The 23086-nt window shown below is 60.2% G+C and carries 22 protein-coding genes; 12 read left to right on the top strand and 10 right to left on the bottom strand.

Annotated features, from left to right (window positions below; all coding sequences use genetic code 11):
* Positions 1 to 2 precede the first annotated feature (2 nt).
* Complete coding sequence (locus tag ACIQY3_RS26060) at positions 3 to 1418, bottom strand: acetyl-CoA carboxylase biotin carboxylase subunit (protein WP_008030739.1); 1416 nt, start codon at positions 1416 to 1418, stop codon at positions 3 to 5.
* Positions 1419 to 1608: 190 nt separating this feature from the next.
* Between ACIQY3_RS26060 and ACIQY3_RS26055 the strand changes: the two genes are divergently transcribed.
* Positions 1609 to 2571 carry a LysR family transcriptional regulator gene (locus ACIQY3_RS26055; RefSeq protein WP_054048279.1) on the top strand — a complete coding sequence of 321 codons (963 nt, stop codon included), beginning with the start codon at positions 1609 to 1611 and terminating at the stop codon, positions 2569 to 2571.
* On the opposite strand, the gene ACIQY3_RS26050 is transcribed toward ACIQY3_RS26055, so the two are convergent.
* The 3 genes from ACIQY3_RS26050 to ACIQY3_RS26040 all read right to left on the bottom strand — a co-directional run bounded on the left by ACIQY3_RS26050 (position 2513) and on the right by ACIQY3_RS26040 (position 6812).
* Positions 2513 to 2725 carry a PA3496 family putative envelope integrity protein gene (locus tag ACIQY3_RS26050; RefSeq protein WP_082356652.1) on the bottom strand — a complete coding sequence of 71 codons (213 nt, stop codon included), beginning with the start codon at positions 2723 to 2725 and terminating at the stop codon, positions 2513 to 2515. The two genes, ACIQY3_RS26055 and ACIQY3_RS26050, sit on opposite strands and share 59 nt — an antisense overlap.
* Before the next feature lie 211 nt (positions 2726 to 2936).
* On the bottom strand, positions 2937 to 3803 hold the full coding sequence (hexR, locus tag ACIQY3_RS26045; protein ID WP_008027445.1) for a transcriptional regulator HexR: 867 nt from the start codon (positions 3801 to 3803) through the stop codon (positions 2937 to 2939).
* Between the two features lie 135 nt (positions 3804 to 3938).
* The gene (locus ACIQY3_RS26040; protein ID WP_403025553.1) at positions 3939 to 6812 is read right to left on the bottom strand and encodes an EAL domain-containing protein; all 2874 of its coding nucleotides are present in this window, start codon (positions 6810 to 6812) and stop codon (positions 3939 to 3941) included.
* 258 nt (positions 6813 to 7070) lie between these two features.
* Between ACIQY3_RS26040 and uvrD the strand changes: the two genes are divergently transcribed.
* The 4 genes from uvrD to ACIQY3_RS26020 all read left to right on the top strand — a co-directional run bounded on the left by uvrD (position 7071) and on the right by ACIQY3_RS26020 (position 11443).
* Positions 7071 to 9254, top strand: coding sequence for a DNA helicase II (gene uvrD, locus ACIQY3_RS26035; protein ID WP_054048276.1), 2184 nt, complete (start codon positions 7071 to 7073; stop codon positions 9252 to 9254).
* A 144-nt stretch (positions 9255 to 9398) separates the two neighbouring features.
* Entirely contained in the window at positions 9399 to 9839 is a 441-nt protein-coding gene (locus ACIQY3_RS26030; RefSeq protein WP_403025550.1) for an EamA family transporter, read from the top strand.
* A gap of 178 nt (positions 9840 to 10017) precedes the next feature.
* Positions 10018 to 10887 (top strand): Tim44 domain-containing protein, encoded by an 870-nt coding sequence (locus ACIQY3_RS26025; protein WP_403025546.1) that lies wholly within the window; start codon positions 10018 to 10020, stop codon positions 10885 to 10887.
* Positions 10888 to 11035: 148 nt separating this feature from the next.
* Entirely contained in the window at positions 11036 to 11443 is a 408-nt protein-coding gene (locus ACIQY3_RS26020; RefSeq protein WP_007943369.1) for an SMI1/KNR4 family protein, read from the top strand.
* A gap of 21 nt (positions 11444 to 11464) precedes the next feature.
* On the opposite strand, the gene ACIQY3_RS26015 is transcribed toward ACIQY3_RS26020, so the two are convergent.
* A complete protein-coding gene (locus ACIQY3_RS26015) occupies positions 11465 to 13228 on the bottom strand; it encodes a cation:proton antiporter (protein ID WP_403025543.1) in 1764 nt (587 codons plus the stop codon).
* 202 nt (positions 13229 to 13430) lie between these two features.
* On the opposite strand from ACIQY3_RS26015, the gene ACIQY3_RS26010 reads away from it, so the two are divergent.
* Positions 13431 to 13913 (top strand): acyl-CoA thioesterase, encoded by a 483-nt coding sequence (locus ACIQY3_RS26010; protein WP_092275880.1) that lies wholly within the window; start codon positions 13431 to 13433, stop codon positions 13911 to 13913.
* A 118-nt stretch (positions 13914 to 14031) separates the two neighbouring features.
* On the opposite strand, the gene pdxY is transcribed toward ACIQY3_RS26010, so the two are convergent.
* Complete coding sequence (gene pdxY, locus ACIQY3_RS26005) at positions 14032 to 14904, bottom strand: pyridoxal kinase PdxY (protein WP_403025540.1); 873 nt, start codon at positions 14902 to 14904, stop codon at positions 14032 to 14034.
* Between the two features lie 120 nt (positions 14905 to 15024).
* Here pdxY and ACIQY3_RS26000 point away from each other — a divergent pair, with 120 nt between their 5' ends.
* Entirely contained in the window at positions 15025 to 15438 is a 414-nt protein-coding gene (locus ACIQY3_RS26000; RefSeq protein WP_403025537.1) for a DUF3301 domain-containing protein, read from the top strand.
* Between the two features lie 125 nt (positions 15439 to 15563).
* Here the strand turns inward: ACIQY3_RS26000 and ACIQY3_RS25995 are convergent, their stop codons facing one another.
* Entirely contained in the window at positions 15564 to 16538 is a 975-nt protein-coding gene (locus ACIQY3_RS25995; protein ID WP_403025534.1) for a CobW family GTP-binding protein, read from the bottom strand.
* Positions 16539 to 16565: 27 nt separating this feature from the next.
* Between ACIQY3_RS25995 and ACIQY3_RS25990 the strand changes: the two genes are divergently transcribed.
* Positions 16566 to 16922, top strand: a complete 357-nt coding sequence (locus ACIQY3_RS25990; RefSeq protein ID WP_403025531.1) for an NADH:ubiquinone oxidoreductase — start codon at positions 16566 to 16568, stop codon at positions 16920 to 16922.
* Positions 16923 to 16926: 4 nt separating this feature from the next.
* Here ACIQY3_RS25990 and ACIQY3_RS25985 read toward each other — a convergent pair whose 3' ends face one another.
* Positions 16927 to 17595 (bottom strand): DUF1826 domain-containing protein, encoded by a 669-nt coding sequence (locus tag ACIQY3_RS25985; protein ID WP_403025527.1) that lies wholly within the window; start codon positions 17593 to 17595, stop codon positions 16927 to 16929.
* Positions 17595 to 18800, bottom strand: a complete 1206-nt coding sequence (gene zigA, locus ACIQY3_RS25980) for a zinc metallochaperone GTPase ZigA (RefSeq protein WP_403025524.1) — start codon at positions 18798 to 18800, stop codon at positions 17595 to 17597. The genes ACIQY3_RS25985 and zigA overlap by 1 nt, the downstream gene beginning before the upstream one ends.
* A gap of 191 nt (positions 18801 to 18991) precedes the next feature.
* Between zigA and ACIQY3_RS25975 the strand changes: the two genes are divergently transcribed.
* Complete coding sequence (locus tag ACIQY3_RS25975) at positions 18992 to 19369, top strand: glutamine synthetase (protein WP_403025521.1); 378 nt, start codon at positions 18992 to 18994, stop codon at positions 19367 to 19369.
* On the opposite strand, the gene ACIQY3_RS25970 is transcribed toward ACIQY3_RS25975, so the two are convergent.
* Positions 19366 to 20568: an N-acetylmuramoyl-L-alanine amidase gene (locus ACIQY3_RS25970; protein WP_403025519.1), complete on the bottom strand. Its 1203-nt coding sequence runs from the start codon at positions 20566 to 20568 to the stop codon at positions 19366 to 19368. The genes ACIQY3_RS25975 and ACIQY3_RS25970 overlap by 4 nt on opposite strands.
* Before the next feature lie 86 nt (positions 20569 to 20654).
* Between ACIQY3_RS25970 and folE2 the strand changes: the two genes are divergently transcribed.
* The 3 genes from folE2 to ACIQY3_RS25955 are packed head-to-tail and all read left to right on the top strand — an operon-like array spanning position 20655 to position 23082.
* The gene (gene folE2 / locus ACIQY3_RS25965) at positions 20655 to 21551 is read left to right on the top strand and encodes a GTP cyclohydrolase FolE2 (RefSeq protein WP_403025516.1); all 897 of its coding nucleotides are present in this window, start codon (positions 20655 to 20657) and stop codon (positions 21549 to 21551) included.
* Entirely contained in the window at positions 21548 to 22216 is a 669-nt protein-coding gene (locus ACIQY3_RS25960) for a metal ABC transporter ATP-binding protein (protein WP_403025506.1), read from the top strand. Before folE2 ends, ACIQY3_RS25960 begins: the two co-directional genes overlap by 4 nt.
* Positions 22216 to 23082, top strand: a complete 867-nt coding sequence (locus ACIQY3_RS25955; RefSeq protein ID WP_403025503.1) for a metal ABC transporter permease — start codon at positions 22216 to 22218, stop codon at positions 23080 to 23082. Before ACIQY3_RS25960 ends, ACIQY3_RS25955 begins: the two co-directional genes overlap by 1 nt.
* Positions 23083 to 23086 lie beyond the last annotated feature (4 nt).

The following is a 23086-nucleotide window of genomic DNA, read 5'->3' as shown; positions in this document are numbered from 1 at the left end:
CCTCACAGGCCTGCGTGGGCGGCGATGGCGGCGGCGATGGCCAGGGCCAGCTCTTCGGGTTTGCGCTTGATCGAGTAGTTGGTCAGTTCAGGGTGGCTTTCAACGAAGCTGGTATTGAACTGGCCGCTACGGAATTCCGGGTTACGCAGGATTTCCTGGTAGTAGGCGGCGGTGGTCTTGACCCCTTGCAGACGCATGTCGTCGAGGGCGCGCAAGCCACGGTCCATCGCCTCTTCCCAGGTCAACGCCCACACCACCAGTTTGAGGCACATGGAGTCGTAGAACGGCGGGATGGTGTAGCCGGTGTAGATCGCCGTGTCGGTACGCACGCCGGGACCGCCGGGCGCGTAGTAACGGGTGATCTTGCCGAAGCTCGGCAGGAAGTTGTTTTTCGGGTCTTCGGCGTTGATCCGGAATTGCAGCGCGAAGCCGCGATGCTGGATGTCTTCCTGTTTCACCGAAAGCGGCAGGCCGGACGCAATGCGGATCTGCTCACGCACGATGTCGATGCCGGTGATCTCTTCGGTGATGGTGTGTTCCACCTGCACCCGGGTGTTCATTTCCATGAAGTACACCTCGCCCTCGGCGAGCAGGAACTCCACGGTGCCGGCGTTCTCGTAACCCACGGCCTTGGCTGCACGCACCGACAGGTCGCCGATATAGGCGCGCTGTTCCGGGGTCAGTTGCGGGCTCGGGGCAATCTCGATCAGCTTCTGGTTACGGCGCTGGATCGAGCAGTCGCGCTCGAACAGGTGCACCACGTTGCCAAAGCTGTCGCCGAGGATCTGCGCTTCAATGTGTTTCGGGTTGACGATGCATTTTTCCAGGAACACTTCCGCCGAACCAAAGGCCTTGGTCGCTTCGGAAATCACCCGTGGGAACGCTTGTTCGAGTTCTTCGCGGCTGTCGCAGCGACGGATACCACGACCACCACCACCGGAAGTGGCCTTGAGCATGACCGGATAACCGATACGGTCACCTTCGACCAAGGCTTCGGCGATGTCCGCGACGTTGCCTTCGGTGCCCGGTGTGACTGGCACGCCGGCCTTGATCATGCTGCGGCGGGCTTCGGTCTTGTCGCCCATGCGGCGAATGACTTCAGCCGATGGGCCAATGAATTTGATACCGCGCTCGGCGCAGATGTCGGCCAGTTCAGCGTTTTCCGAGAGGAATCCGTAGCCGGGATGCAACGCATCACAACCGGTTTCCACGGCCAGATTCACCAGTTTGCGCGCATTCAGGTAACCGGCCAGTGGCTCGGCACCAATGCTGTGGGCCTCGTCCGCACGCTTCACATGCAAGGCATGGCGGTCGGCGTCGGAATAGATCGCGACCGAGCGAATGCCCATCTCGGCGCAGGCACGCACGATTCGTACGGCAATCTCACCACGGTTGGCGATCAGGATCTTTGTTATCACTTGGAGGTTCCCTTGAGCCGGTGGTACCCACGACCTGCTAAACCAGGTCGACGCGTGACTAAATGTTTCGATTTAGTCGCAGCCCCACACTAGCCCTCGCAAGGGATTAACAAAAATGATTAATAATTGGGTCAGGCATAAGTAAAGACTTATAGTTGGCGCATCAGCCTGCGGCCGGAGCCCTATAAAAATGCGTAAGTCATTGATGCGTATGACATTGCGTCAATTGCAGATTTTCAATGAAGTCTGTGATTTGCGGTCCTACAGCCGCGCGGCTGACGAAATGTCCCTCACACAACCTGCCGTGAGCCTACAGATTCGTCAACTTGAGGAGCTGATTGGTCAACCTTTGTTCGATTACGTCGGCAAAAAACTCTACATGACCGAGGCGGCGGAAGCGCTTCAGCGCGCCAGCCGGGATATTTTCGGGCGTTTGGAAAACCTCGATATGCAGTTGTCGGACATGCAGGGTTCGTTGCAAGGTCAGCTGAAACTGGCGGTGGAATCCAGCGCCAAGTACTTCGTGCCGCACCTGTTTGCCGCGTTCAAGCGCCAGCACCCGGAAGTGAACCTGCACCTGACCGTCGTCAACCGTGGCCAGGTCATCCGGCGCCTGTCGGACAACCGCGACGACCTGGTGATCATGTCGATGGTGCCGCAGGACATGGGCCTGGAGTTCCTGCCGTTCCTCAACAACCCGATCGTCGCCGTGGCGCCACCGGATCATCCGCTGTGCCACATGGGGCCGCTGCGTTTGCAGGATCTGGAGCCCTACACGCTGCTGATGCGCGAACCGGGGTCCGGGACGCGGATGGCGTGCGAAGAGTATTTCAAAGAGAAACGCGTGCACTTCACCCAGACCCAAGAGGTCGCGTCGGCGGAAGCCCAGCGTGAGTGTGTGTTGGCGGGTCTGGGCCTGGCCTTGTTGACGCGCCACGCCCTGAACCTTGAGTTGGCGACCGGCGCGCTCATTGAGCTGCCGGTCGAAGAGCTGCCGTTGTATCGCAGCTGGTGCCTGGTGCAGGCCAAGGCAAAACGCCTGTCACCGGTAGCGCACGCGTTCCTTGCGTTTATCCGCAGTGAACGGGTGCAGATCAGCGCGCTGGTTGAGCGTTTCGACGGGAAGTTGCCGGTGCTGCCTGCCAGTAGTTGAGTTCCAGATCCTCGGGGAAATCACCGATCTCGGCCAGAAGCTGGCGGCGTTCGCAGCGATCTTCGATAGCGCGGCGGAATTCCATGCGGCGCTGGTCTTCTTGCTGGCGACGGGTTCTGAGGGCGCTGTTGCGTTCTTCGTAGGGCTGGGCCATTTCGGGTCTCCCAAGGCGAGTACGGGAGTTACACGATGAACGCTGGGGATGACGGTTTGGCGGCGGGTGGGTTACAGAGGTGTGAATATTGCCGGGAGATGTGGTGTTTTTGAGTAAGTCTTCGCGAGCAAGCCCGCTCCCACAGGGGATCGCAGTCTAATGTGGGAGCGAGCCTGCTCGCGATTAAGGTCGGAACGACCTTACGACGACTTCAGTCATCCAGCGCTTTCACCGATTTGGGCGACAACCGCAAACTGCGCAGGCTGCGCTTGACGCTCTTGAGGTGGTTGACCAGGCTCGGCCCGCGGGCCATGGCCACGCCCATCGCCAACACGTCGATCACCACCAGGTGGGCGATTCGCGAGGTCAGTGGCGTATAGATTTCGGTGTCTTCGTGCACATCGATCGCCAGGTTGACGGTCGACAGCTCGGCCAACGGCGTCTGGCTCGGGCACAAGGTGATCAAAGAGGCGCCGCTTTCGCGGACCAGATTCGCGGTGATCAACAGGTCTTTGGAACGCCCGGACTGGGAAATACAGATCGCTACATCGGTTGGCTTCAGCGTGACTGCCGACATCGCCTGCATGTGCGGATCGGAATACGCCGCCGCCGTCAGCAACAAGCGGAAGAACTTGTGCTGAGCATCCGCCGCCACCGCGCCCGACGCACCAAAGCCGTAGAACTCGACCCGCTGCGCCTGGGACATCAGCGACACCGCCCGCTGCAACTCCACCGGATCGAGCTTCTCGCGAACTTCCATCAACGTGTGCAACGTGGTGTCGAAGATTTTCAGGCTGTAGTCAGCGACCGAATCGTCTTCATGAATCGCGAACTGCCCGAAGCTCGCACCCGCCGCCAGGCTCTGCGCCAACTTCAGCTTCAAATCCTGGAAACCGGAACAACCGATGGCGCGGCAAAAGCGCACGATGGTCGGCTCGCTGATCCCCACGCTGTGGGCCAGGTCGGCCATGGAACTGTGCATCACCGCCGCAGGATCAAGCAGCACATGGTCGGCGACCTTGAGCTCCGACTTGCGTAACAGGTGGCGTGACTGGGCGATGTGTTGCAGCAGATTCAAAGGGGTCGACTCTTTGTTATTGGCAGGTGCCGGGGATGTAGCACGCTTGTAGTTATACTACATGAATCGGCTTTTTGCCTGCTCAATGCGTAACTCGATATCCCCATTCCACGCGTTATGCGCTCCATGTAGCCCTTACAAAGGATTTGCGTCCTTTCGCAGCAGTTCCGCCAGATCGGTCGCTTCCACCGGCCGGCTGATCAAATAACCCTGCACTTCATCACAGCGCTCGCCTTGCAAAAACGCCAGTTGTTCGTCCCGCTCCACGCCTTCGGCCACGACTTTCAGTGACAAGCCATGGGCCATGGCGATGATAGCCCGGGTGATCGCCGCATCCTCGCCGCCCTCCCCCAGGCCACGGATAAACGCCTGATCGATCTTCACGTAATCCACGGGGATGCGCTTGAGGTAGCTCAGGGATGAATAGCCGGTGCCAAAATCGTCAATCGCCAGCTTCACACCCAGGTCCCGCAACTGCTGGAAGGTCGCGATGATGTGTTCGACGCTGTCCAGCAACTGGCTTTCGGTGAGTTCCAGCTCCAGGTAATGCGGGGCCAGACCGGTTTCTTCCAGCACTTGGCGCACCAGACTGACCAGTTTGCCCTGGCGCAATTGATGTACCGATAGATTGACCGAGACCCGGATCGGCGCCAGCCCTTGCCGCTGCCATTCGCAGGCCTGCCAGCAGGCCTGGCGCAACACGAACTCGCCGATCGGGCCAATCAACCCGGTTTCCTCGGCCAATCCAATGAAATCGTTGGGCGGCACCCGGCCCATGGTCGGATGGTCCCAGCGCACCAAAGCCTCGGCAGCGTTCAGCCGCCCGGTGGCGAGGCACAGTTTCGGTTGGTAAAACACTTTCAGCTGCTTTTCTTCGATGGCTTTGCGCAGCTGGTTTTCCAGCTGCAAACGCTCAAGGGTGCTGGCTTGCAGGCTCTCGGTATAGAACTGGAAATTGTTACCGCCCAGGTGCTTGGCGTGCTGCATGGCCATGTTCGACTGGCTGACCAGCGCGGAAATCTCCCGCGCGTTGTCCGGCAGCATGCTGATGCCCATGGACGCGCTGACCACCAGTTCATGGCCATCCACCGTCACCGGCAAGCGCAGCTTGGTCGACAGGCGTGTCGCCACCCGTGCCAGGCTCGAGAGGTTGCCGTAGGCGTCGAACAACACCGCGAATTCATCCCCGGACAGCCGCGCAATGGTGTCCGCCTCGGGCAATGCATTGACCAGCCGTCGGGACATTTTCTGCAATAACTGGTCGGCGATTTCATGGCCGAGACTGTCGTTGAGTAGCTTGAAACGATCAAGGTTGATGTGCAGCAACGCCAGACTGCGCCGCCCGCCCTGTCGAACCCGCTGATGGGCTTCGCGCAGACGTTCGCGGAACAACGAGCGGTTGGCCAGGCCCGTGAGTTCATCGTAATGGGTCAGGTAGCGCATGCGTTCTTCAGATTCGCGCCGTGCGGATAGATCGGCGAAGAAGCCTACAATGTGACTGACCTTTCCCCGAGAATCGCGCACCGCGTTGAGTTGCAACCATTGCGGATAGAGTTCGCCGTTCTTGCGGGTTTCCACCAGTTCGCCTTGCCAACTGCCGTGCTGCTCAAGGGATTGATGAATCGCGCTGTAGTGCCGGCGGGCATCGCGACTGCACGGCAACTCGACAACGTTGCGCCCGAGCATGTCCTCGATGTCGTAGCCCGTCACCCGGCTGAAAGCCTGGTTGACCGCGATCAGCGCGTAATCCGGGTCGAAAATCACGATGCCTTCGCTGGCGGCTTCGAACACGGTCGCCGCCAATTGCCGTTGTTCTTCCTGGCCTTTGCTGGCGCTGATGTCGCGGCGGGTGCCGACCATGCGAATCACCCGGCCACTTTCACTGCGCTCCACCGCTCGGCCACGGTCTTCGATCCAGACCCAATGGCCGTCGCCATGGCGCACGCGGTATTCAATCTGGTAATCCTCGCTGCGGCCCTTCAAGTGCTCGACCAGCGCGCGTTTGAGGGACGGCACGTCGTCGGGGTGCAGGCGCGGCCGCAGGTGACTGAGCATGGCCGTCACATACTCCGGCGCCAGGCCGAACAACTCCTGGATCTGGGTGTGATGGACCTCATCGGTTTGCAGGTTCCAGTCCCACAACCCCAGTTCGCTGGCCTTCAATGCCAGTGCCAGGCGCGCTTCGCTCTTGCTCAAGGCTTGGGTGGCGGCGCTCAGTTCCTGGCTGCGCTCAGCCACGCGATTCTCCAGTTCAACCTGGGCTTCGCGCAGCTCTTCCTCGGCATGGCGGCGCTGGTCGATTTCCTTGGCCAGTTCGTAATTAAGCTGATCGCTCTTGGTCTGGGCGAGCTGCAAATGCTCAATCAGTGCCTGGTTCTGGAAACGCCGCAGCAAGCCGCGATCGATCAACCGATTGACCTGCCAGGCCACCACGCTCAACGCCCCCAGCAGAATCAGGCCGAACCAGCCCCAACCTTGCTGCTGTTCATCGCCGCCCCAGAACATATAGCCGATGGCCGGCAACAGGCAGGGCAAGGTAAAGGAGAGAAACGCCGGCAGGCTGACCGCGTAGGCCACGCTGGCCGAGAGCGCTGCGGCGCCGATCAGGCCGAAGACCCAGGCTTGCTGGATAAAGGTGTCGGCGGGGGCCAGCGCGATACCGGCGCCGGCGAGGGTCAGGCCGGTCATGGCCGAACCCAGGAGAAACATGCGAATCCAGATCGGATGAGCCTGGCGGTTCGGGATCGCCGAATCGAAGGCCGCCACTTGAATCACGCGTAGCGCCACCAGTGACAACAACCAGACCAGCCAGACGCTGACCAGGAAGTAGCGCTGCGGACTCCAGAGCAGACCGGCGCAGACCAGACCGTTGATCAACATGAACAGCGTCGGCAACAACGAGCCCTGGTACAGCAGGCGCGTGCGTTCGACCGCCATTTCCATGGCGTACTGTTTGCGGATAACCCGGGGCTCCACGGAGGGGCCCGACAGGTCGGAGCTGAGGGTCATAGTCAATATTCTTGTTCTTATAATGAGCGTGGTGAGCCCGAATTGTGCACGGAGCATACACAAGCAAGGCCCGGGACCAAACTGCTCCAGATCACAAAGTAGACCAAAGTATCGACCGCCGGCAGCGATATAAAAGCCGCCAAGCGAGCCCCGCCGCCGCTTGCAGCCAGTGACCGACCGGTCGTCCTCCGCTCATCTTTCATCGGCTAAATCAAAGCGGGGTTTGCCCGGTGTGGCGCCGCCCCCTAGAATGCCCCGATGCGCGATGATCTCTCCCTTCTGCTGAACTCCCTCAACGATGCCCAACGCCAGGCCGTAGCTGCCTCCGTGGGTCGTCAGTTGGTCCTGGCCGGTGCTGGTTCCGGTAAAACCCGAGTGCTGGTGCACCGTATCGCCTGGTTGATCCAGGTCGAAAACGCCTCGCCCCACTCCATCCTGTCGGTGACCTTTACCAACAAGGCCGCTGCGGAGATGCGTCATCGCATCGAGCAGTTGATGGGGTTGAACCCGGCCGGCATGTGGGTCGGTACCTTCCACGGCCTGGCGCACCGCTTGCTGCGGGCGCACTGGCAGGAAGCCGGACTGAGCCAGACCTTCCAGATTCTCGACAGCGATGACCAGCAACGCCTGGTCAAGCGGGTCATCCGCGAGCTGGGTCTGGACGAGCAACGCTGGCCGGCCCGTCAGGCCCAGTGGTTTATCAACGGGCAGAAAGACGAAGGTCTGCGTCCGCAACACATTCAAGCCAGCGGCGACCTGTTCCTGGCCACCATGCGCAGCATTTATGAAGCCTATGAGGCCGCGTGCCTGCGCGCAGGCGTCATCGACTTCTCCGAACTGCTGCTGCGCGCCCTCGACCTGTGGCGCGATCACCCGGGCCTGCTGGCGCATTATCAGAAGCGCTTCCGGCACATCCTGGTGGACGAGTTCCAGGACACCAACGCCGTGCAGTACGCCTGGTTGCGCCTGCTGGCCAAAGGCGGCGACAGCCTGATGGTGGTCGGCGACGACGACCAGTCGATCTACGGCTGGCGCGGGGCGAAAATCGAGAACATCTATCAGTATTCCGACGACTTCCCGGATGCCGAAACCATTCGTCTGGAGCAGAACTACCGCTCCACCGCAGGCATCCTCAAGGCCGCCAACGCCCTGATCGCCAACAACACCGGACGCATGGGCAAGGAACTGTGGACCGATGGCGGCGAAGGCGAAGCGATCAATCTGTACGCCGCGTTCAACGAACACGACGAAGCGCGTTATGTGGTGGAAACCATCGAAAGCGCGCTGAAAACCGGCTTGGCTCGCAGTGATATCGCGATTTTGTACCGCTCCAACGCCCAATCCCGCGTTTTGGAAGAAGCCTTGCTGCGCGAACGCATTCCGTACCGCATCTATGGCGGCCAGCGCTTCTTCGAGCGGGCGGAAATCAAGAACGCCATGGCTTACCTGCGCTTGCTGGAAGGTCGTGGCAACGATGCAGCGCTGGAGCGGGTAATCAACGTTCCGGCCCGTGGCATCGGTGAGAAAACCGTCGAAGCGATTCGCGACCATGCCCGTCACAGCGATGTGTCGATGTGGGAAGCCATGCGCCTGCTGGTAGCGAACAAGGGCCTGACCGGTCGTGCGGCCGGCGCTCTCGGCGCGTTTATCGAACTGATCGAAAACCTTGCCGCCAAGTGCATGGACATGCCGCTGCACCTGATGACCCAGACCGTCATCGAGCAGTCGGGGCTGATTGCCTACCACGAAGCGGAAAAAGGCGAGAAAGGCCAAGCTCGGGTAGAAAACCTTGAGGAACTGGTCAGCGCCGCGCGCAACTTCGAAAACGCGGAAGAAGACGAAGACCTGACGCCTCTGTCCGCGTTCCTCGGCCATGCCTCGCTGGAGGCCGGCGACACCCAGGCCGACGAGCACGAAGACAGCATTCAGCTGATGACCCTGCACAGCGCCAAAGGCCTGGAATTTCCTTACGTGTTCCTGGTGGGCATGGAAGAAGGCCTGTTCCCGCACAAGATGAGCCTGGAAGAACCCGGTCGTCTTGAAGAAGAACGGCGTCTGGCTTACGTCGGTATCACCCGGGCCATGCAGAACCTGGTGATGACCTATGCTGAAACCCGACGCCTGTACGGCAGCGAGACTTACAACAAGGTGTCGCGTTTCGTACGTGAAGTGCCGAAAGGGCTGATCCAGGAAGTGCGGTTGTCCAACAGCGTCAGCCGTCCGTTCGGCGGTGGTCAGCAGCAGAGCTCCAGCAGCCTGTTCGGCGGCAGCGAAATCCCGGACACCGGTTTCAGCCTGGGTCAGGCGGTACGGCATTCGGTGTTTGGCGACGGCGTGATCCTGAACTTCGAAGGCGCCGGGGCTCAGGCTCGGGTGCAGGTGAACTTCGGTGAAGGCAGCAAGTGGCTGATGCTGGGTTACGCAAAGCTGGAAGCGATCTAAAGCTGTCAGCTTTTCTGTGGGAGCGAGCCTGCTCGCGAATAGTCGCGCCGCGGTTTATCAGACACTCCGCGGCGCTTTCATTCGCGAGCAGGCTCGCTCCCACAGATTCAAACTGTCGTGGTTGATCTTATAAGGATGCAAACCATGGGCTCAGGCTTCTTTTCCTCCTGGACATTCTGGGCCCTGTTATCGGCGGCATTCGCGGCCATGACCGCGATTTTCGCCAAGATCGGCATCGAAAACGTCAATTCCGACTTCGCCACTCTACTGCGCACGATGGTGGTGCTCGTCAGCCTGGCCTTGATTTTGTACGCAACGGGCCAATATCAGTCATTAGGATCGATCTCTGCCAGGAGTTACCTGTTCCTGCTGCTGTCGGGGTTGGCGACCGGTGCTTCGTGGATTTGCTACTTCCGTGCGCTGAAACTCGGCCCGGCCTCTCTGGTCGCTCCGGTAGACAAGCTCAGCGTGGTGCTGGTGGCAGTGCTCGGCGTGATCCTGCTGGGCGAGAAGCTCGACCTGCGCCAATGGAGTGGCATCGGTTTGATTTCGGCCGGTGTGGTCGTGCTGGCGCTACGACGCTAGAACCCTTCCTACAAAACTTATCCACTCGTCCTACAGACCAACGTTAACAGGTCTTATTGCCCTGACCGAAGCTGAACCCAACCTGTCAGGCAAAAGCCCGAAACACTCTGTCGCTAGCCAGCAACACTTCAGCTGTGCAACATGGCGCGAGTGCCATCCACAAATGGGAATTCCCTTTATGAAACGTTTTCTTAGCATCGCCATGGCGTTGTGCATCGGCCTGACGATGAGCCTCGATGCCAACGCCAAGCGCTTTGGTGGCGGCAAAAGCGTCGGCGCCGCGCCGACCCACCAGACCAGCCAAATGGCGCCTTCCTCTGCTGCAGGCGGCGCTGCTGCCACTGCGGGTGCTGCCGGTGCCGCTGGCGCTGCGGCCAAGGCCGGCGGTGCTTCGCGCTGGCTCGGCCCTCTGGCCGGTATCGCCGCCGGTGGCCTGCTGGCCTCCATGTTCATGGGCGGCGGCTTCCAGGGCATGCAGATATTCGACATCCTGATCATGGCCGTGATCGCCTTCCTGATCTTCCGCTTCATCGCCGCCCGTCGCCGCAAGCAGCAGGAGCACCTGGCTCCAGCCGGCGCGCCGATGCAGCGTGAAGTGTTCGAGAACAAGCCTGCCGGCGGTTCGATCTTCGGTGGTTCGGCAGCACCTGCCACCGCTCGCCCGGTGATCAACGCGCCAGTCTGGTTCAATGAACAGAACTTCATCGAAGCGGCCCGCAACCACTTCCAGTCCCTGCAGCAGCACTGGGACGCCAACGAAATGGACAAGATCGCCGAGTTCGTGACCCCGCAAATGCTGGAGTTCCTCAAGCGCGAACGTGCCGACCTGGGTGAAGGTTTCCAGTCCACCTACATCGATAACCTCCATGTACAACTGGACGGCGTGGATGATCGTGCCGACAAGACCATCGCCACCCTGACCTTCAGTGGCGTGTCGAAGACCTCGCGTTTCGACCAGGGCGAAGTGTTCAGCGAAAGCTGGAACATGGAACGACCACAGGGCGAGAACCAGCCTTGGCTGGTCGCCGGTATCCGCCAGAACGGCTGAACCGACGCGCGATAAACCTGTCGCAATGCTATCCCTATAAAAAGCCCCGGCCTTGGCCGGGGTTTTCTATTTCGCGGTTGCATCTATAGCGAGCTACTGTATAAACCGCCCCATATAAACCGCGCCATCAAGCAAGAGGATCCCGGACGTGGAAGAAATCATCGAACAACTGCGTGAAGCCAACGAACCGGTACCGGTCCCCTTGGAGTTGCCCGACGAAGATCAGATCGTGGAAATCGAAGAACAACTGTTCATCGACATCCCGTTTGTCTTCAGAGAATTTTTGCTGACCGTCAGTGATGTGGTGTACGGCAGCCTGGAGCCGGTCACTGTGACCGATCCGCAATCCCACACCTACCTGCCGGACGTTGCCGCCAACGCCTGGGACGCTGGCGTTGATCGCAGCATGATCCCGATCTGCCAGGACGGTGACGACTACTACCTGGTCGAAGAAGACGGCACCGTGGTGCTGTGGCAAGCCGAAGAAGAGCTGATTGCCGAAGAAACCTGGGAATCGGTATGGCACTGGGCGCGGGACGTCTGGCTGGAAAGCTGATTCGCCCGTCGCCCCAGGTGGTCAATGCCCGGACGATTCCTTGTGGTTGTCCAGCGTCTCCAGCAAGGCCACCTGCATCCGCGTGTGAACGCGGATGAACCAGCGCCAGAGCAGCGCCGCAACGGCGGCGGTGACCACGGCGATTAATACCAGCAACTTGTTGGTCGGCAAAATACTGGCCGACAAGGCTGCCAGCAGCAGGAAAATCACCAGCAGCGAGAGGATCGGAATCACTTCGGCGATCACCCGACGCACTCGCTGTGTGTGGCGGCCGGCCATCTCCGGCTTCACACCCATCTCCGCCAACAGCATCGACAGCGCCTTGAGCTTGCGATAGGCGGCGATCAGGAACGGTAGCGACACCAGCAACGCCCCGCCCCAGATCAGCGCTTTCTGCCAGCTCGGATCACTGATCCAGCCTTGCAGATATTCCGACATACGCTCGGCGAAAAACGCGCCCGAGAAGAATATCGCGATCACCAGCGCCAGATTCACCCCGACCTGCAACAGAATCCGCCGAATCATCGACGCCAGCAGCGCGCCTTCGCCCTGCGGCTGAATGCTGCGCAGCCATTCGCCGTACATCCCCAGCACGCGACTCAGGCGCCGGGGCATCACCTCGGCCAGCTTGATCGACAGTGGATCGGCGGCGCGAATCAGGTACGGCGTCAGCAGTGTGGTGATCACCGAAACCGCCACGGCCACCGGATAAAGGAAGTTGCTGGTGACCTGCAAGGTCATGCCCAGCGCGGCGATGATGAAGGAGAATTCGCCAATCTGTGAAAGCCCCATCCCGACCCGTAGTGAGGTGCGTCCATCGTTGCCGGCGATAAAGGCGCCGAGGCCGCAGGACAACATCTTGCCCAGCACCACTGCCACGGTGATTACCGCGATTGGCCAGGCGTATTGCAACAGAATCATCGGATCAAGCATCAACCCGATGGCAACAAAGAAGATTGCACTGAACAGGTCACGAACGGGTTCGATCAGGCGCTCGATCTTCAGCAACTGCCGGGATTCGGCCATGATCGCGCCAATCAGGAAGGCGCCGAGGACCATGCTGTATTCGAGTTTGACCACCAACAGGCAGAAGCCGAAACACAGGCCCAACACGGTGATCAACAGCATCTCGTTGCTTTCGAATTTGGCCACGTAGGCCAGCAATCGCGGTACCAGCAGGATGCCGATGACCAACGCAACAATCATGAACAGCGAGAGCTTGCCCACCGTGGAGAACACTTCGCCGGAGCTGACGGTGCCGCTGACCGCGATGCTGGATAGCAAGGCGATGATGCCGATGCCGAGGATGTCTTCGACGATCAGCACACCGAAGATCAACTGCGCGAAGCGCTCGTTTTTCATCTTCAGGTCGTTGAGCGCCTTGACGATGATGGTGGTCGAGGAAATCGCCAGGATCGCCCCGAGGAACAGCGAATCCATGGTGTTCCAGTCGAACCAGCGGCCGATTTCGTAGCCGATCCAGATCATCAGCACGATCTCAAGGAACGCCGCGATAAACGCCGTGGCGCCGACCTTGAACAGCTTGCGCAGGCTGAACTCCAGACCCAGGCAGAACATCAGGAAAATCACCCCCAGCTCAGCGAGGGTCTTGATGGTTTCTTCATCGTGGATCAGGCCGAATGGCGGCGTGTGCGGGCCGATGATGAAGCCGGCGACGATGTAGCCGAGGACCACCGGTTGCTTGAAACGATGAAAGAGCACGGTCACCACGCCCGCGACCAACATGATCACTGCCAGATCCTGGATGAAACTGATGGCATGCATGGTATGGGGCTCCTTGAGATCGACTCTTCGGAGCGTAACACCGCGACTTCCGACAGAAAGGCGGTGCAATATATGGAAACAGATCGATCAGGGCGTGACGACAGTCACCTGCCCGGCGTCCCGATATAGGTTGGTTTGAAAAGCCAGCTACGCACCCGCAGAGGTGCGCTCCCGAAATCCTGCCTTGACCCGTGAGAACGCTATGGAACCCGGAAACGCCCAACTGTCGATGACGGTATTGATGACTCCCGACATGGCCAACTTCTCTGGCAATGTCCACGGCGGCACCCTGCTCAAGTACCTCGACGAAGTGGCCTATGCCTGCGCCAGCCGTTATGCCGGCCGCTACGTGGTGACTTTGTCGGTGGATCAGGTGATTTTCCGCGAGCCGATTCATGTCGGTGAGCTGGTGACCTTTCTGGCGTCGGTCAACTACACCGGCAACACCTCGATGGAGGTGGGCATCAAGGTCGTGACCGAAAACATTCGCGAGCGCTCGGTGCGCCACACCAACAGTTGCTTCTTCACCATGGTCGCCGTGGATGACCAGCGCAAACCGGCCCCCGTCCCGCCGCTGCAGCCGCAGAACAGCGAGGACAAGCGCCGCTTTATCCAGGCTCAGCAGCGTCGGCAGATTCGTCAGGAGCTGGAAAAGCGCTATCAGGAGATCAAGGGCGACGCTTGAGCTGTTCAGTCAGTTTGAGGGTGTTCTTTAGATAGCCTTCGCGAACAAGCCCGCTCTCACAGGAGACTGCGTTCAAATGTGGGAGCGGGCTTGCTCGCGAATGGCCTCGACGCCGAACTCAGAGACTGATCGGCGTCGCCTCAAACCGCACCCGAGGATGGGCGATCCGGTCTTGCGCCCGCACCAGTTCCAGCTCATAGCTGGCGCAGGCCTGGGTTTCCAGCAAAACCTCGTGCACCGCCGCTGCGGTGAATTCGAACGCCGCCACCAGGCTGTCACCCAACAGCACACGGGCCAGGAACAACCCGGACGTCAGGTCACCCACGCCCACCGGCTGACGCGGAAACGCCAACAATGGCCGGCGCAAGTGCCAACTCCCCTCAGCTGTCACCAGCAACATCTCGAAAACTTCCTCAGGCTTGCCGGGATAGTCCAGGTGCTTGACCAACACCGCCTTCGGTCCGCGTGCCAGTAGCGCCCGCGCCATGGCCAGGCAATCGAACAGCGACTGCGGCTTGCGCCCCGAGAAGCTGTCCAGCTCTAGCTGATTCGGGCACATGAAATCCGCTACAGCGGCGGCTTCTTCCAGCAGGAAATCGCTGACCTCGGCCGGTACGCTGCAACCCTTCTCCGGGTGGCCCATCACCGGGTCGCACAGGTACAACGCCTTGGGATTGATCGACTTGATCCGCGCCACCCCCGTGAGGATCGCCCGGCCCTGGGCCGCACTGCCGAGGTAACCGGACAGCACCGCATCGCAGTTGCCCAGCTCACCAATTGCGGCGATGCCTTCCACCAGCTCGGGAATCTGATGCGGCGGAAATATTTCACCCGCCCACTGCCCGTATTGCGTGTGGTTGGAGAACTGCACGGTGTTGAGCGGCCAGACGTTCACCCCGACCCGCTGCATCGGGAAAACCGCGGCGCTGTTGCCAGCGTGGCCGAACACCACGTGGGACTGGATGGCGAGCAGATGGGGCGTACGTTTCATGCGGTGAGTTTTCCGTAAAACGATTGAAATTCGAGCCGCGCAGTATGCGACTAAACACAGCCTGTACGACAGACCGGCGACGCAGTTAAGCTGGCACTATCTTGTTGGAGCACTTTGTTGATGCTGACCCTCGGAAATATCTTCGTGCTAATGCTGCTGGCCACCGGCGCCGCGTGGCTGTGGCATAACCACGGCTTGCGCGAGCGCGCGCTGGAGCGGGTCAAGCAGCATTGCGCCAAACTCGAAATCGAGTTGCTCGACGGCAACGTGGCGCTGAAAAAAATCGGTTTTATCAAAGATGCCAACGGCCGTCGACGTTTGGCGCGGGTGTATAACTTCGAATTCACCGTTACAGGCGAGACGCGCCATACCGGGACGATCACTCAGTTTGGTGCGCATAGTGCGCAGATCGAGCTGGCGCCCTACCCAATGCCGTTTGACGATGCGCCGACGGTGGTCGAGGTGGTGAAGCCTCGTGCCGAAGTCATTGAGCTGAGCCAATGGCGGCAGGAACACACCAAATGGCGTCCTTGAAGGATGATGTCGTCAGTTAGAACGATTCGCGAGCAAGCCCGCTCCCACAGTTGATCTTCAGCGCACGCGCATTTCGTGTACTACGTAGATTTCCTGTGGGAGCGGGCTTGCTCGCAAAGACGGCCTCAAACACCGCGCACATATCGGCACCTGGCTAAACCATTCTGCAGATCATCAACATCCTGCGGCTCACTGAAGATCAGCTCAATCCGCGAATCCTGCCGCCATTCACTCGGCTGCCACTGCAGTGCCGAGTTATCCAGCGCATTCGCTGAAACCCAACCCTCGACGCTGTGGATAACCAGCTTCGCGCGCCGCCAGGCAAGGCTCCCAAGCCACTGGCTAATCAGTGCCGAATCAAACCTCTGACTCGGATGCCAACGCCAGCCAATACTCCAGCCGCCGTCCTGTTCCTGACTCAAGCAAATTGGAAACGTGGGATCAGTCCAGATCGCCGGCATTTGCGCCAAGCCCTTGGGGACGATTAAGTTATCCACACCCTCGATGCCTTGAGCCTCAAGCCCCGGCAATTCGCTCAACGGCAAAACCGCTTGTTGCGTCCAATACAAACGACGTGTCGGCAGCAGCGCCATGATTCGTTGACGATCGCCATCATCGAGACCTTCCGACTTGTTCAACAGCAACAAACCCGCGCTATTCAATGCCTCCTGTTGCGCCGCCGGCAGCGGTTTCCCGGCCGCAAGTGCCTGGGCATCCAGCACCAAAACACACGGCTGAACCGCCAGCACACCAAGCCATGGTGCCTCGCTTAACTGTCGCAGCAACTGCGCCGGATGGCCCAGCCCGGAGGGCTCTATAAACAGCCGATCCGGCCGCGCCTTGCGCAGCAACCGCCCGAGGCCGATCTGGAATGGCGCACCATTGACGCAACACAAACAGCCCCCGGCCACTTCGCCCAGTGCGATACCATCGGCGTCCTGGGTCAGCAGCGCAGCGTCGAGGCCGATCTGGCCGAACTCGTTGATCAGCACCGCCCAGCGCTCATGTGCCGGCCGCTGCGCCAACAGGTGCTTGATCAGGCTGGTCTTGCCGGCACCCAATGGCCCGGCGATGACGTGAGTGGGGATGTTCTGCAACATGGTCGAAGGTTTCTGAGGAGGTAGAGAATGCGGTTGATGGGATTGTCGTTGCTGCTCGCGCTGACGTCGGGCGAGGTGCTGGCCCAGGCGTGTGTGGTCCACAGCCAGGCGGAGCGTCTGGACGTGAAGGTCTGCCAGCAGAACCGCAACATCCCGGAAAAACTGTTCGCCGACGGTTTTTGCCAGCCGAACCTGCCCGGGCAGAAGGTCGAAGTGCAATACGTCGACCAATGCCCCACTGGCGCCTTCGGCGTGTGCAGCAACGCCCAAGTCGCCAATATGCCCTACCGCCAGGATATTCACTATTACGGCGTGGCCACCGATGCGGCGTATCTGAAGCCGTTTTGTGAGGCGCAGAGCCAGGGAGCCTGGCTTAACCCCTGAATGGTCAGTTGAGCCAGTCGAGAGTCAGGATCAATCGGCGCTCACCCGGCGCCGGTTCTGGCGAACGATGGATCAGGCCGAAACCCTCATTGCCGTGCCACTTTTCCCCTTTGAGCAGTGCCACGTCGCCGCTGTTGATTTGCTGGATCGACGACTGTGGCTCCGCCCCGGGATTGCCCAGTTGCCGGCGATCCATCGCCCCTTCCTTGAGCCACTGGCTGCCGACACCGGCATAGGTGGTGATCAGCCGCACCGGCACATGATCGACGTGGAATCGTGGGCACATGGCCTTGTCCAGCACCCGCAAACGCAGGCCGACTCGCTTGGCACCGAGCAAACAGGCAAACGCGCTGACCAGCCAGGACACGTCGGCAATAAAGCCCTCGTAGCCTTCCAGATCGCTGAAACTCGAGGCCAATCCGCGCAAATTGGGCTCGGCGTCTTCGGTAAGCATTTCCAGGGACAGCGATTCGGCCAGTGGTTCGTTCAGAGACAGCAACAGGCTGGCGAAATCGGCGATGTGTACCGGGAGTTGGCGCTGCCAGACGGCGAGATTGGCGTCGTCGTGGAGGATTTTTGTCAGGACTTTCGGGTTGGCTCCGTGATGTTGGCGTGGTGTACGAGCCGACGCCTTCGCGAGCAAGCCCGCTCCCACAGGGTTGAGCGTTAGCATCAGGCCGCCTCTTCGTGCCAAGGGCCAAACGGGTCTGGCAACAGGCGCCAGCCTTCGATGCCTTGGGCCATTTCATCGTCGGTGAGCAGGCAATTGTCGAGTTCGGCGGTGAGTTGGGCGAAGTCGATGTTCTGGCCGATGAACACCAGTTCCTGGCGGCAATCGCCGGTGCTCGCGGTCCAGTTTTCCATGATCCCGGCGGTGCTTTCCTCGTCCTGCGGCCACTGGGTTTTCGGCACGAAACGCCACCAGCGACCGGCAAAACCATGACGCATCAAACCGCCGGCCTGTGACCAACTTCCGGCGTCCATGTGCTTGCTGGCCAGCCAGAAAAATCCCTTGGAGCGCAGCAGTTTGCCATTCACCCATGGGCGGTCGATGAAGCTGAAAAAGCGCTGGGGATGGAACGGTCGGCGCGCGCGGTAGGCCGTGGAGGCGATGCCGTATTCTTCGGTTTCGGGCACGTGCTCGCCGCGCAACTCCTGCAACCAGCCTGGGGCCTGGGCGGCTTTTTCGAAGTCGAAGCGGCCGGTGTTGAGGATCTTTTCCAACGGAATTTCGCCCATGACCATCGGGATGATTTCGGCCTGGGCGTTGAGCCGTTCGAGGATCGCAATCAGCTCCTGACGTTCGCTGCTGCTGATCAAGTCGATCTTGCTGATCAGGATCACGTCGGCGAATTCGATCTGCTCGATCAGCAGGTCGGTGATCGAACGCTCATCCTCCTCGCCCAGGGTTTCGCCACGGGAGGCGAGGCTTTCGGCGGCCTGATAGTCGAGCAGGAAGTTCATGCCATCAACCACGGTGACCATGGTGTCGAGGCGGGCGATGTCGGCCAGGCTCTGGCCTTCTTCGTCGCGGAAGGTGAAGGTTTCCGCCACGGGCAGCGGTTCGGAAATACCGGTGGACTCGATCAACAGATAATCGAATCGACCGTCCTTCGCGAGTTTGCTGACCTCTTCCAGCAAATCCTCACGCAACGTACAGCAAATGCACCCATTGCTCATTTCCACGAGTTTCTCTTCGGCGCGGTTCAGGCTGACATCGCGCTGGACTTCGCTGCCATCGATGTTGATCTCGCTCATATCGTTGACGATCACGGCGACCCGCAGATTGTCGCGATTACGTAGTACGTAATTCAGCAGCGTACTCTTGCCGGCGCCAAGAAAGCCCGACAGGACGGTCACGGGGAGACGATTGGGCATCAGGTATTCCTCACAGGGTATGGCCGGTCGAAGCGCCTGTTGATAGCGTTCGCGCAGCTCTTCACGTTTTTGGAGCTCAAGGGCAGTCGTGTTTTTATGTTATAGTATAACAACACAAATAACCCACTCCCCTCTTGTCCGCCACGACAAAGGGCCCGATGCTTGAGCCCGTTCGCTCCTTGAGAAACGCCATGGGAAACGTCCTGAAGTATTCGTTGCTGGGTTTTTCGCTACTGGTTGCCGTCGATGCCTGGGGACAAATCCCGAACCTGGCCAAATGCACTCGCAGCGCCAACCTGCTCGCATGTGTCGACCCCGACGGCAACGCCTACAGCGTCAACACCGTCGGCAGCACGATCTATCTGCGAGGCTTTGAAGTGACGGGCAAACGCTATTGGGCGCAGACCAGCAGCCGCTATGGGCAACTGACATTTTTCACCGGGCTCGCCTCCGACGGCGAAGCCTGGGTCGGCTACAACCGCCGCGTTGGCTGGACCACCATCAATCGGTTCTCCAGTTCCGGCGGGAGCAGCGGCAAATTCACCTGTAGCCGGATTGCCGGCTGCTAGACCTGCGCTTTTTTCTGTTCCTGCTGCCACGCGACGTAGCTGTTGAGCGGCGGATTCTTCTGAAAATGGCGCTGCAGACCGTCGAACAAACCGTCAGCCACCGCCTGTTGATGTCGCGCCGTGACCAGGCGCTGACTGTCGCGGGCGTTGGAGATGAAGCCGGTTTCCACCAGGATCGACGGCACGTCCGGCGACTTCAGCACGGCAAATCCGGCCTGTTCCACGCGTTTTTGATGCAACGTGGTGATGCCGGCCAGACTGCCGAGCACGGTGCTGCCCAGTTGCAGGCTGGCGGCGATGGTCGCGTTCATCGACATGTCGAGAATCACCCCGGCAAGCATCGGGTCCTTGTCCTTGAGATTGAGCAGGCTGGTGGCGCCCAGCAGGTCGGCGCCGTTCTCCCGCTGCGCCATGAACCGGGCCGTGGCCGAGGTGGCGCCACCTTCGGACAAGCAATACACCGACGCACCGGACGCGGTGAGCCGTGGCGCGGCATCGGCGTGAACCGAGATGAACATGTCAGCGTTGTGCTTGCGGGCGATCTCCACGCGTTTGCGCAGCGGGACGAAGAAGTCGTCGTTGCGCACCAGTTTCACGTCGTAGCCCTTCTCGCGTTTCAGTCGTTTGGCCAGTAGTTGAGCGATCGACAGCACCACGTCTTTTTCCCGCTCACCTTTGGCGCCGACCGCGCCCGGGTCTTTGCCGCCGTGGCCAGGATCCACCACCACGATGATGTCGCGCTTGGGGTGAGCCTTGTCGATGATCGGCTCACGGATTGGCGCCGCCGCAATCTGCATTGGCGCAGAGGTTTTCATATCGAGCACCAGCCGATGACCCTGCCCGTCCTGGGGCGGTAACTGGAAGCTGTTGAGCTGCACCGGCGCGCTGAGGTCGAGAACGATTCGGGTATCGCCTTGGCCGTAGTGACCGGAGCGAATCGAGCGGATCACCGTGTTGTTCAACGCCAACTGACTGAAATCGCCGCTGAGATTTGCGCCACTCAGATCGATGATCAATCGCTCGGGCGAACTCAGGGTGAACGTCTTGAATTGCACCGGCCCGCTCAAATCGAACACCAATCGCAACTTGTCATCCGAACGCCAGAGCCGGGCGTTGCGAATCTGTGTGGCCGAAACACCAAAGGGTAAAGCGAAGGCCGCGCTGGCCAGAATCAGGTTGAGCAAGTGACGTCTGTGCATGGTGAAAGCCCGCTGGCGAAAAAGGCATCGTCGATGTTAGTGTAATAATATAACATGCCAAATCAACTCCCACGATGGACCTGCTCATGAATGCGCTGACTCTGCCGGATATCGCCGCGCAGGCCTCACGCCAAGCCCTGCCACTCGAGTGGGTGGGCATGTGCGGCATTGCTCTTCCTGTGTTATTCGATGGCCAAAGGCTGAGCGCCAAGGCCGATGCGGGCGTCAGCCTGGACGATGGCGAAGCACGCGGCATTCATATGTCGCGACTTTATCTGGCGCTGGAAGTGCTTGAACGGGAAAACCTCACACCGGGTTTACTGCACAAAGTTTTGCAGCGCTTTCTCGACAGCCACGAAGGATTGTCCTCCAGCGCTTACCTGAAAATTCACGTCGATTTACTGCTCAAACGACCGGCACTTGTTAGTCCATTGGCTGGCTGGAAAACCTATCCAGCGAGCATCGAAGCGCGATTGAAAAACGATATGTTCCACGTGGAACTAAAAATCGACGTGCCTTATTCCTCGACGTGCCCGTGTTCAGCGGCTTTGTCGCGACAACTTATCCAGCAGCAATTCGTCGATGATTTCGCCAACACGCCGCTGCAACACGCCGATGTTTTGGCCTGGCTCGGCTCGACAAAAGGCATCGTCGCCACCCCTCACAGCCAACGCAGCACCGCGCATTTGCAGCTGCGTCTGGACGACTATCTCGATGACTTGCCTTTAATCGCCGTCATCAACGACGCCGAAGCCGCTCTCGGCACAGCCGTGCAAACAGCAGTAAAACGCGCTGACGAACAAGCCTTCGCCCTCGCCAATGGTCAGAACCTGATGTTCTGCGAAGACGCCGCACGACGTTTGAACCTGGCCCTGAAACGCTCCCCCGGCATCAACGCTTTCCACATACGAGTCGTGCACGCCGAGAGCCTTCACGCTCACGATGCAGTCGCCGAGAGTCACCATCACTGGGAGGCCGCATGATCCGCTGCCAATCCCTACGCTGGGGCGCACCCGGCCAACCCCTCACGCCAGCCGTAGATTTCGAGCTGCCCGAGGGCAGCCTGACTGCGGTCATCGGCGCCAATGGCTCGGGCAAAAGCAGCCTGTTGAAAGTCATCGCCGGCTTGCAAAAACCACTGGCCGGCAAAATCGTCCTGGATGTTCCACGCAAGGGCGGCCTTTCGTTCCTGCCCCAGCAACAACACCTGGACCGACAATTCCCCATCAGCCTCCAAGAACTGGTGGCCGCCGGATTCTGGGGCAGCAAACAATCGCCCGATGCCCGCAGCCAGAAACTCAAAACAGTACTGGACGATTGGTGCCTGTCAGGCCTGGAACATCGCCCGCTGATGGCACTCTCCGGCGGCGAATTACAACGCGCCCTGCTCGCCCGCTTGAGCTTGGCCGAAGCCCCTTTGCTCCTGCTCGACGAACCCCATGCCGCCCTCGATGAACTCGGCCAGGAACTGCTCTGGAACCACATCCACGCTTGGCACACCGAAGGTCGAACCTTGGTCGTGGTTTGCCACGATCTCGCCGCCGTGCGCCAACACATTCCCCAAACCCTGCTGATCAAAAGCAGCGGCTGCACCCTCGGACCCAGCACCGAACTCATCCGCCAACAACCGCAAACGCAGGTGGCTTGATGATCGTCGCCGCCCACCTTTGGCAACCGTTCCACGAATTCGTCTTCATGCGCCGGGCATTGCTCGGCGGTCTGGTTCTGGCGTGCAGCACCGCGCCGCTTGGCGTGTTTCTGATACTGCGCCGTATGAGTCTGATCGGTGACGCCGTCGCTCACGGCATCTTGCCCGGCGCTGCGTTGGGCTTCTGGTTCGCAGGATTAAGCCTTCCTGCCCTCACCATCGGCGGCCTCGGCGCCGGCCTGAGCATGGCCGGACTCGCCGCATGGATCACCCGTCGCACCGGTCTGCGAGAAGACGCCAGCCTCGCCGCCATTTACCCTATCTCCCTGGCCAGCGGCGTGCTGATCCTCGGCATCGCCGGCAAACGCCTGGACCTGTTACACCTGCTATTCGGCTCGGCATTGGCGGTCGATGGCCCCACGCTCACCGGCATGCTCTGGGTCTCCGGCTTCAGCCTGATCGCCATGGCCCTGATCTACAAACCGCTATTACTCGACACCCTCGACCCACTCTTCCTGCAAACCGTCAGCCGTCTCGGGCCGCTCGCCCACGGGGTATTTCTGACCCTTGTAGTGCTGAATCTGGTGATCGGCTTCCAGGCCATCGGCGCGCTGATGGTGGTTGGTTTGATGATGTTGCCGGCGGCCGCTTCACGCTTCTGGAGCCGTCGCCTGCCGGTGTTGATGGCCATCGCCGCCGCGCTCGGCTGCCTCTCAGTGTGGTTCGGATTACTGCTGTCGTTCTACTACTCGCTGCCCAGCGGCCCGGCCATCGTGCTGGTGGCTGGTGGTCTGTATCTGCTGTCCGTGGTGTTCGGTCCGGTGCACGGCTTGCTGCGCCGCCCGCCTTTGCTCACATCCCAATGAGGTG

The organism is Pseudomonas sp. NPDC096950 (genome assembly GCF_044762525.1).
GTDB lineage: Bacteria > Pseudomonadota > Gammaproteobacteria > Pseudomonadales > Pseudomonadaceae > Aquipseudomonas.
The sequence above is the reverse complement of the archived record's forward strand: the minus strand, read 5'-3'. Positions and strand labels throughout refer to the sequence as shown.

What these genes read in the sequence shown, in the direction of transcription:
- ACIQY3_RS26055 (WP_054048279.1), top strand. Translation starts at nt 1,609, where the DNA reads ATGCGTAAGTCATTGATGCGTATGACATTGCGTCAATTGCAGATTTTC.
- ACIQY3_RS26050 (WP_082356652.1), bottom strand. Translation starts at nt 2,725, where the DNA reads ATGGCCCAGCCCTACGAAGAACGCAACAGCGCCCTCAGAACCCGTCGC.
- ACIQY3_RS26040 (WP_403025553.1), bottom strand. Translation starts at nt 6,812, where the DNA reads ATGACCCTCAGCTCCGACCTGTCGGGCCCCTCCGTGGAGCCCCGGGTT.
- uvrD (WP_054048276.1), top strand. Translation starts at nt 7,071, where the DNA reads ATGCGCGATGATCTCTCCCTTCTGCTGAACTCCCTCAACGATGCCCAA.
- ACIQY3_RS26030 (WP_403025550.1), top strand. Translation starts at nt 9,399, where the DNA reads ATGGGCTCAGGCTTCTTTTCCTCCTGGACATTCTGGGCCCTGTTATCG.
- ACIQY3_RS26025 (WP_403025546.1), top strand. Translation starts at nt 10,018, where the DNA reads ATGAAACGTTTTCTTAGCATCGCCATGGCGTTGTGCATCGGCCTGACG.
- ACIQY3_RS26015 (WP_403025543.1), bottom strand. Translation starts at nt 13,228, where the DNA reads ATGCATGCCATCAGTTTCATCCAGGATCTGGCAGTGATCATGTTGGTC.
- ACIQY3_RS26010 (WP_092275880.1), top strand. Translation starts at nt 13,431, where the DNA reads ATGGAACCCGGAAACGCCCAACTGTCGATGACGGTATTGATGACTCCC.
- pdxY (WP_403025540.1), bottom strand. Translation starts at nt 14,904, where the DNA reads ATGAAACGTACGCCCCATCTGCTCGCCATCCAGTCCCACGTGGTGTTC.
- ACIQY3_RS26000 (WP_403025537.1), top strand. Translation starts at nt 15,025, where the DNA reads ATGCTGACCCTCGGAAATATCTTCGTGCTAATGCTGCTGGCCACCGGC.
- ACIQY3_RS25995 (WP_403025534.1), bottom strand. Translation starts at nt 16,538, where the DNA reads ATGTTGCAGAACATCCCCACTCACGTCATCGCCGGGCCATTGGGTGCC.
- ACIQY3_RS25990 (WP_403025531.1), top strand. Translation starts at nt 16,566, where the DNA reads ATGCGGTTGATGGGATTGTCGTTGCTGCTCGCGCTGACGTCGGGCGAG.
- ACIQY3_RS25985 (WP_403025527.1), bottom strand. Translation starts at nt 17,595, where the DNA reads ATGCTAACGCTCAACCCTGTGGGAGCGGGCTTGCTCGCGAAGGCGTCG.
- zigA (WP_403025524.1), bottom strand. Translation starts at nt 18,800, where the DNA reads ATGCCCAATCGTCTCCCCGTGACCGTCCTGTCGGGCTTTCTTGGCGCC.
- ACIQY3_RS25975 (WP_403025521.1), top strand. Translation starts at nt 18,992, where the DNA reads ATGGGAAACGTCCTGAAGTATTCGTTGCTGGGTTTTTCGCTACTGGTT.
- ACIQY3_RS25970 (WP_403025519.1), bottom strand. Translation starts at nt 20,568, where the DNA reads ATGCACAGACGTCACTTGCTCAACCTGATTCTGGCCAGCGCGGCCTTC.
- folE2 (WP_403025516.1), top strand. Translation starts at nt 20,655, where the DNA reads ATGAATGCGCTGACTCTGCCGGATATCGCCGCGCAGGCCTCACGCCAA.
- ACIQY3_RS25960 (WP_403025506.1), top strand. Translation starts at nt 21,548, where the DNA reads ATGATCCGCTGCCAATCCCTACGCTGGGGCGCACCCGGCCAACCCCTC.
- ACIQY3_RS25955 (WP_403025503.1), top strand. Translation starts at nt 22,216, where the DNA reads ATGATCGTCGCCGCCCACCTTTGGCAACCGTTCCACGAATTCGTCTTC.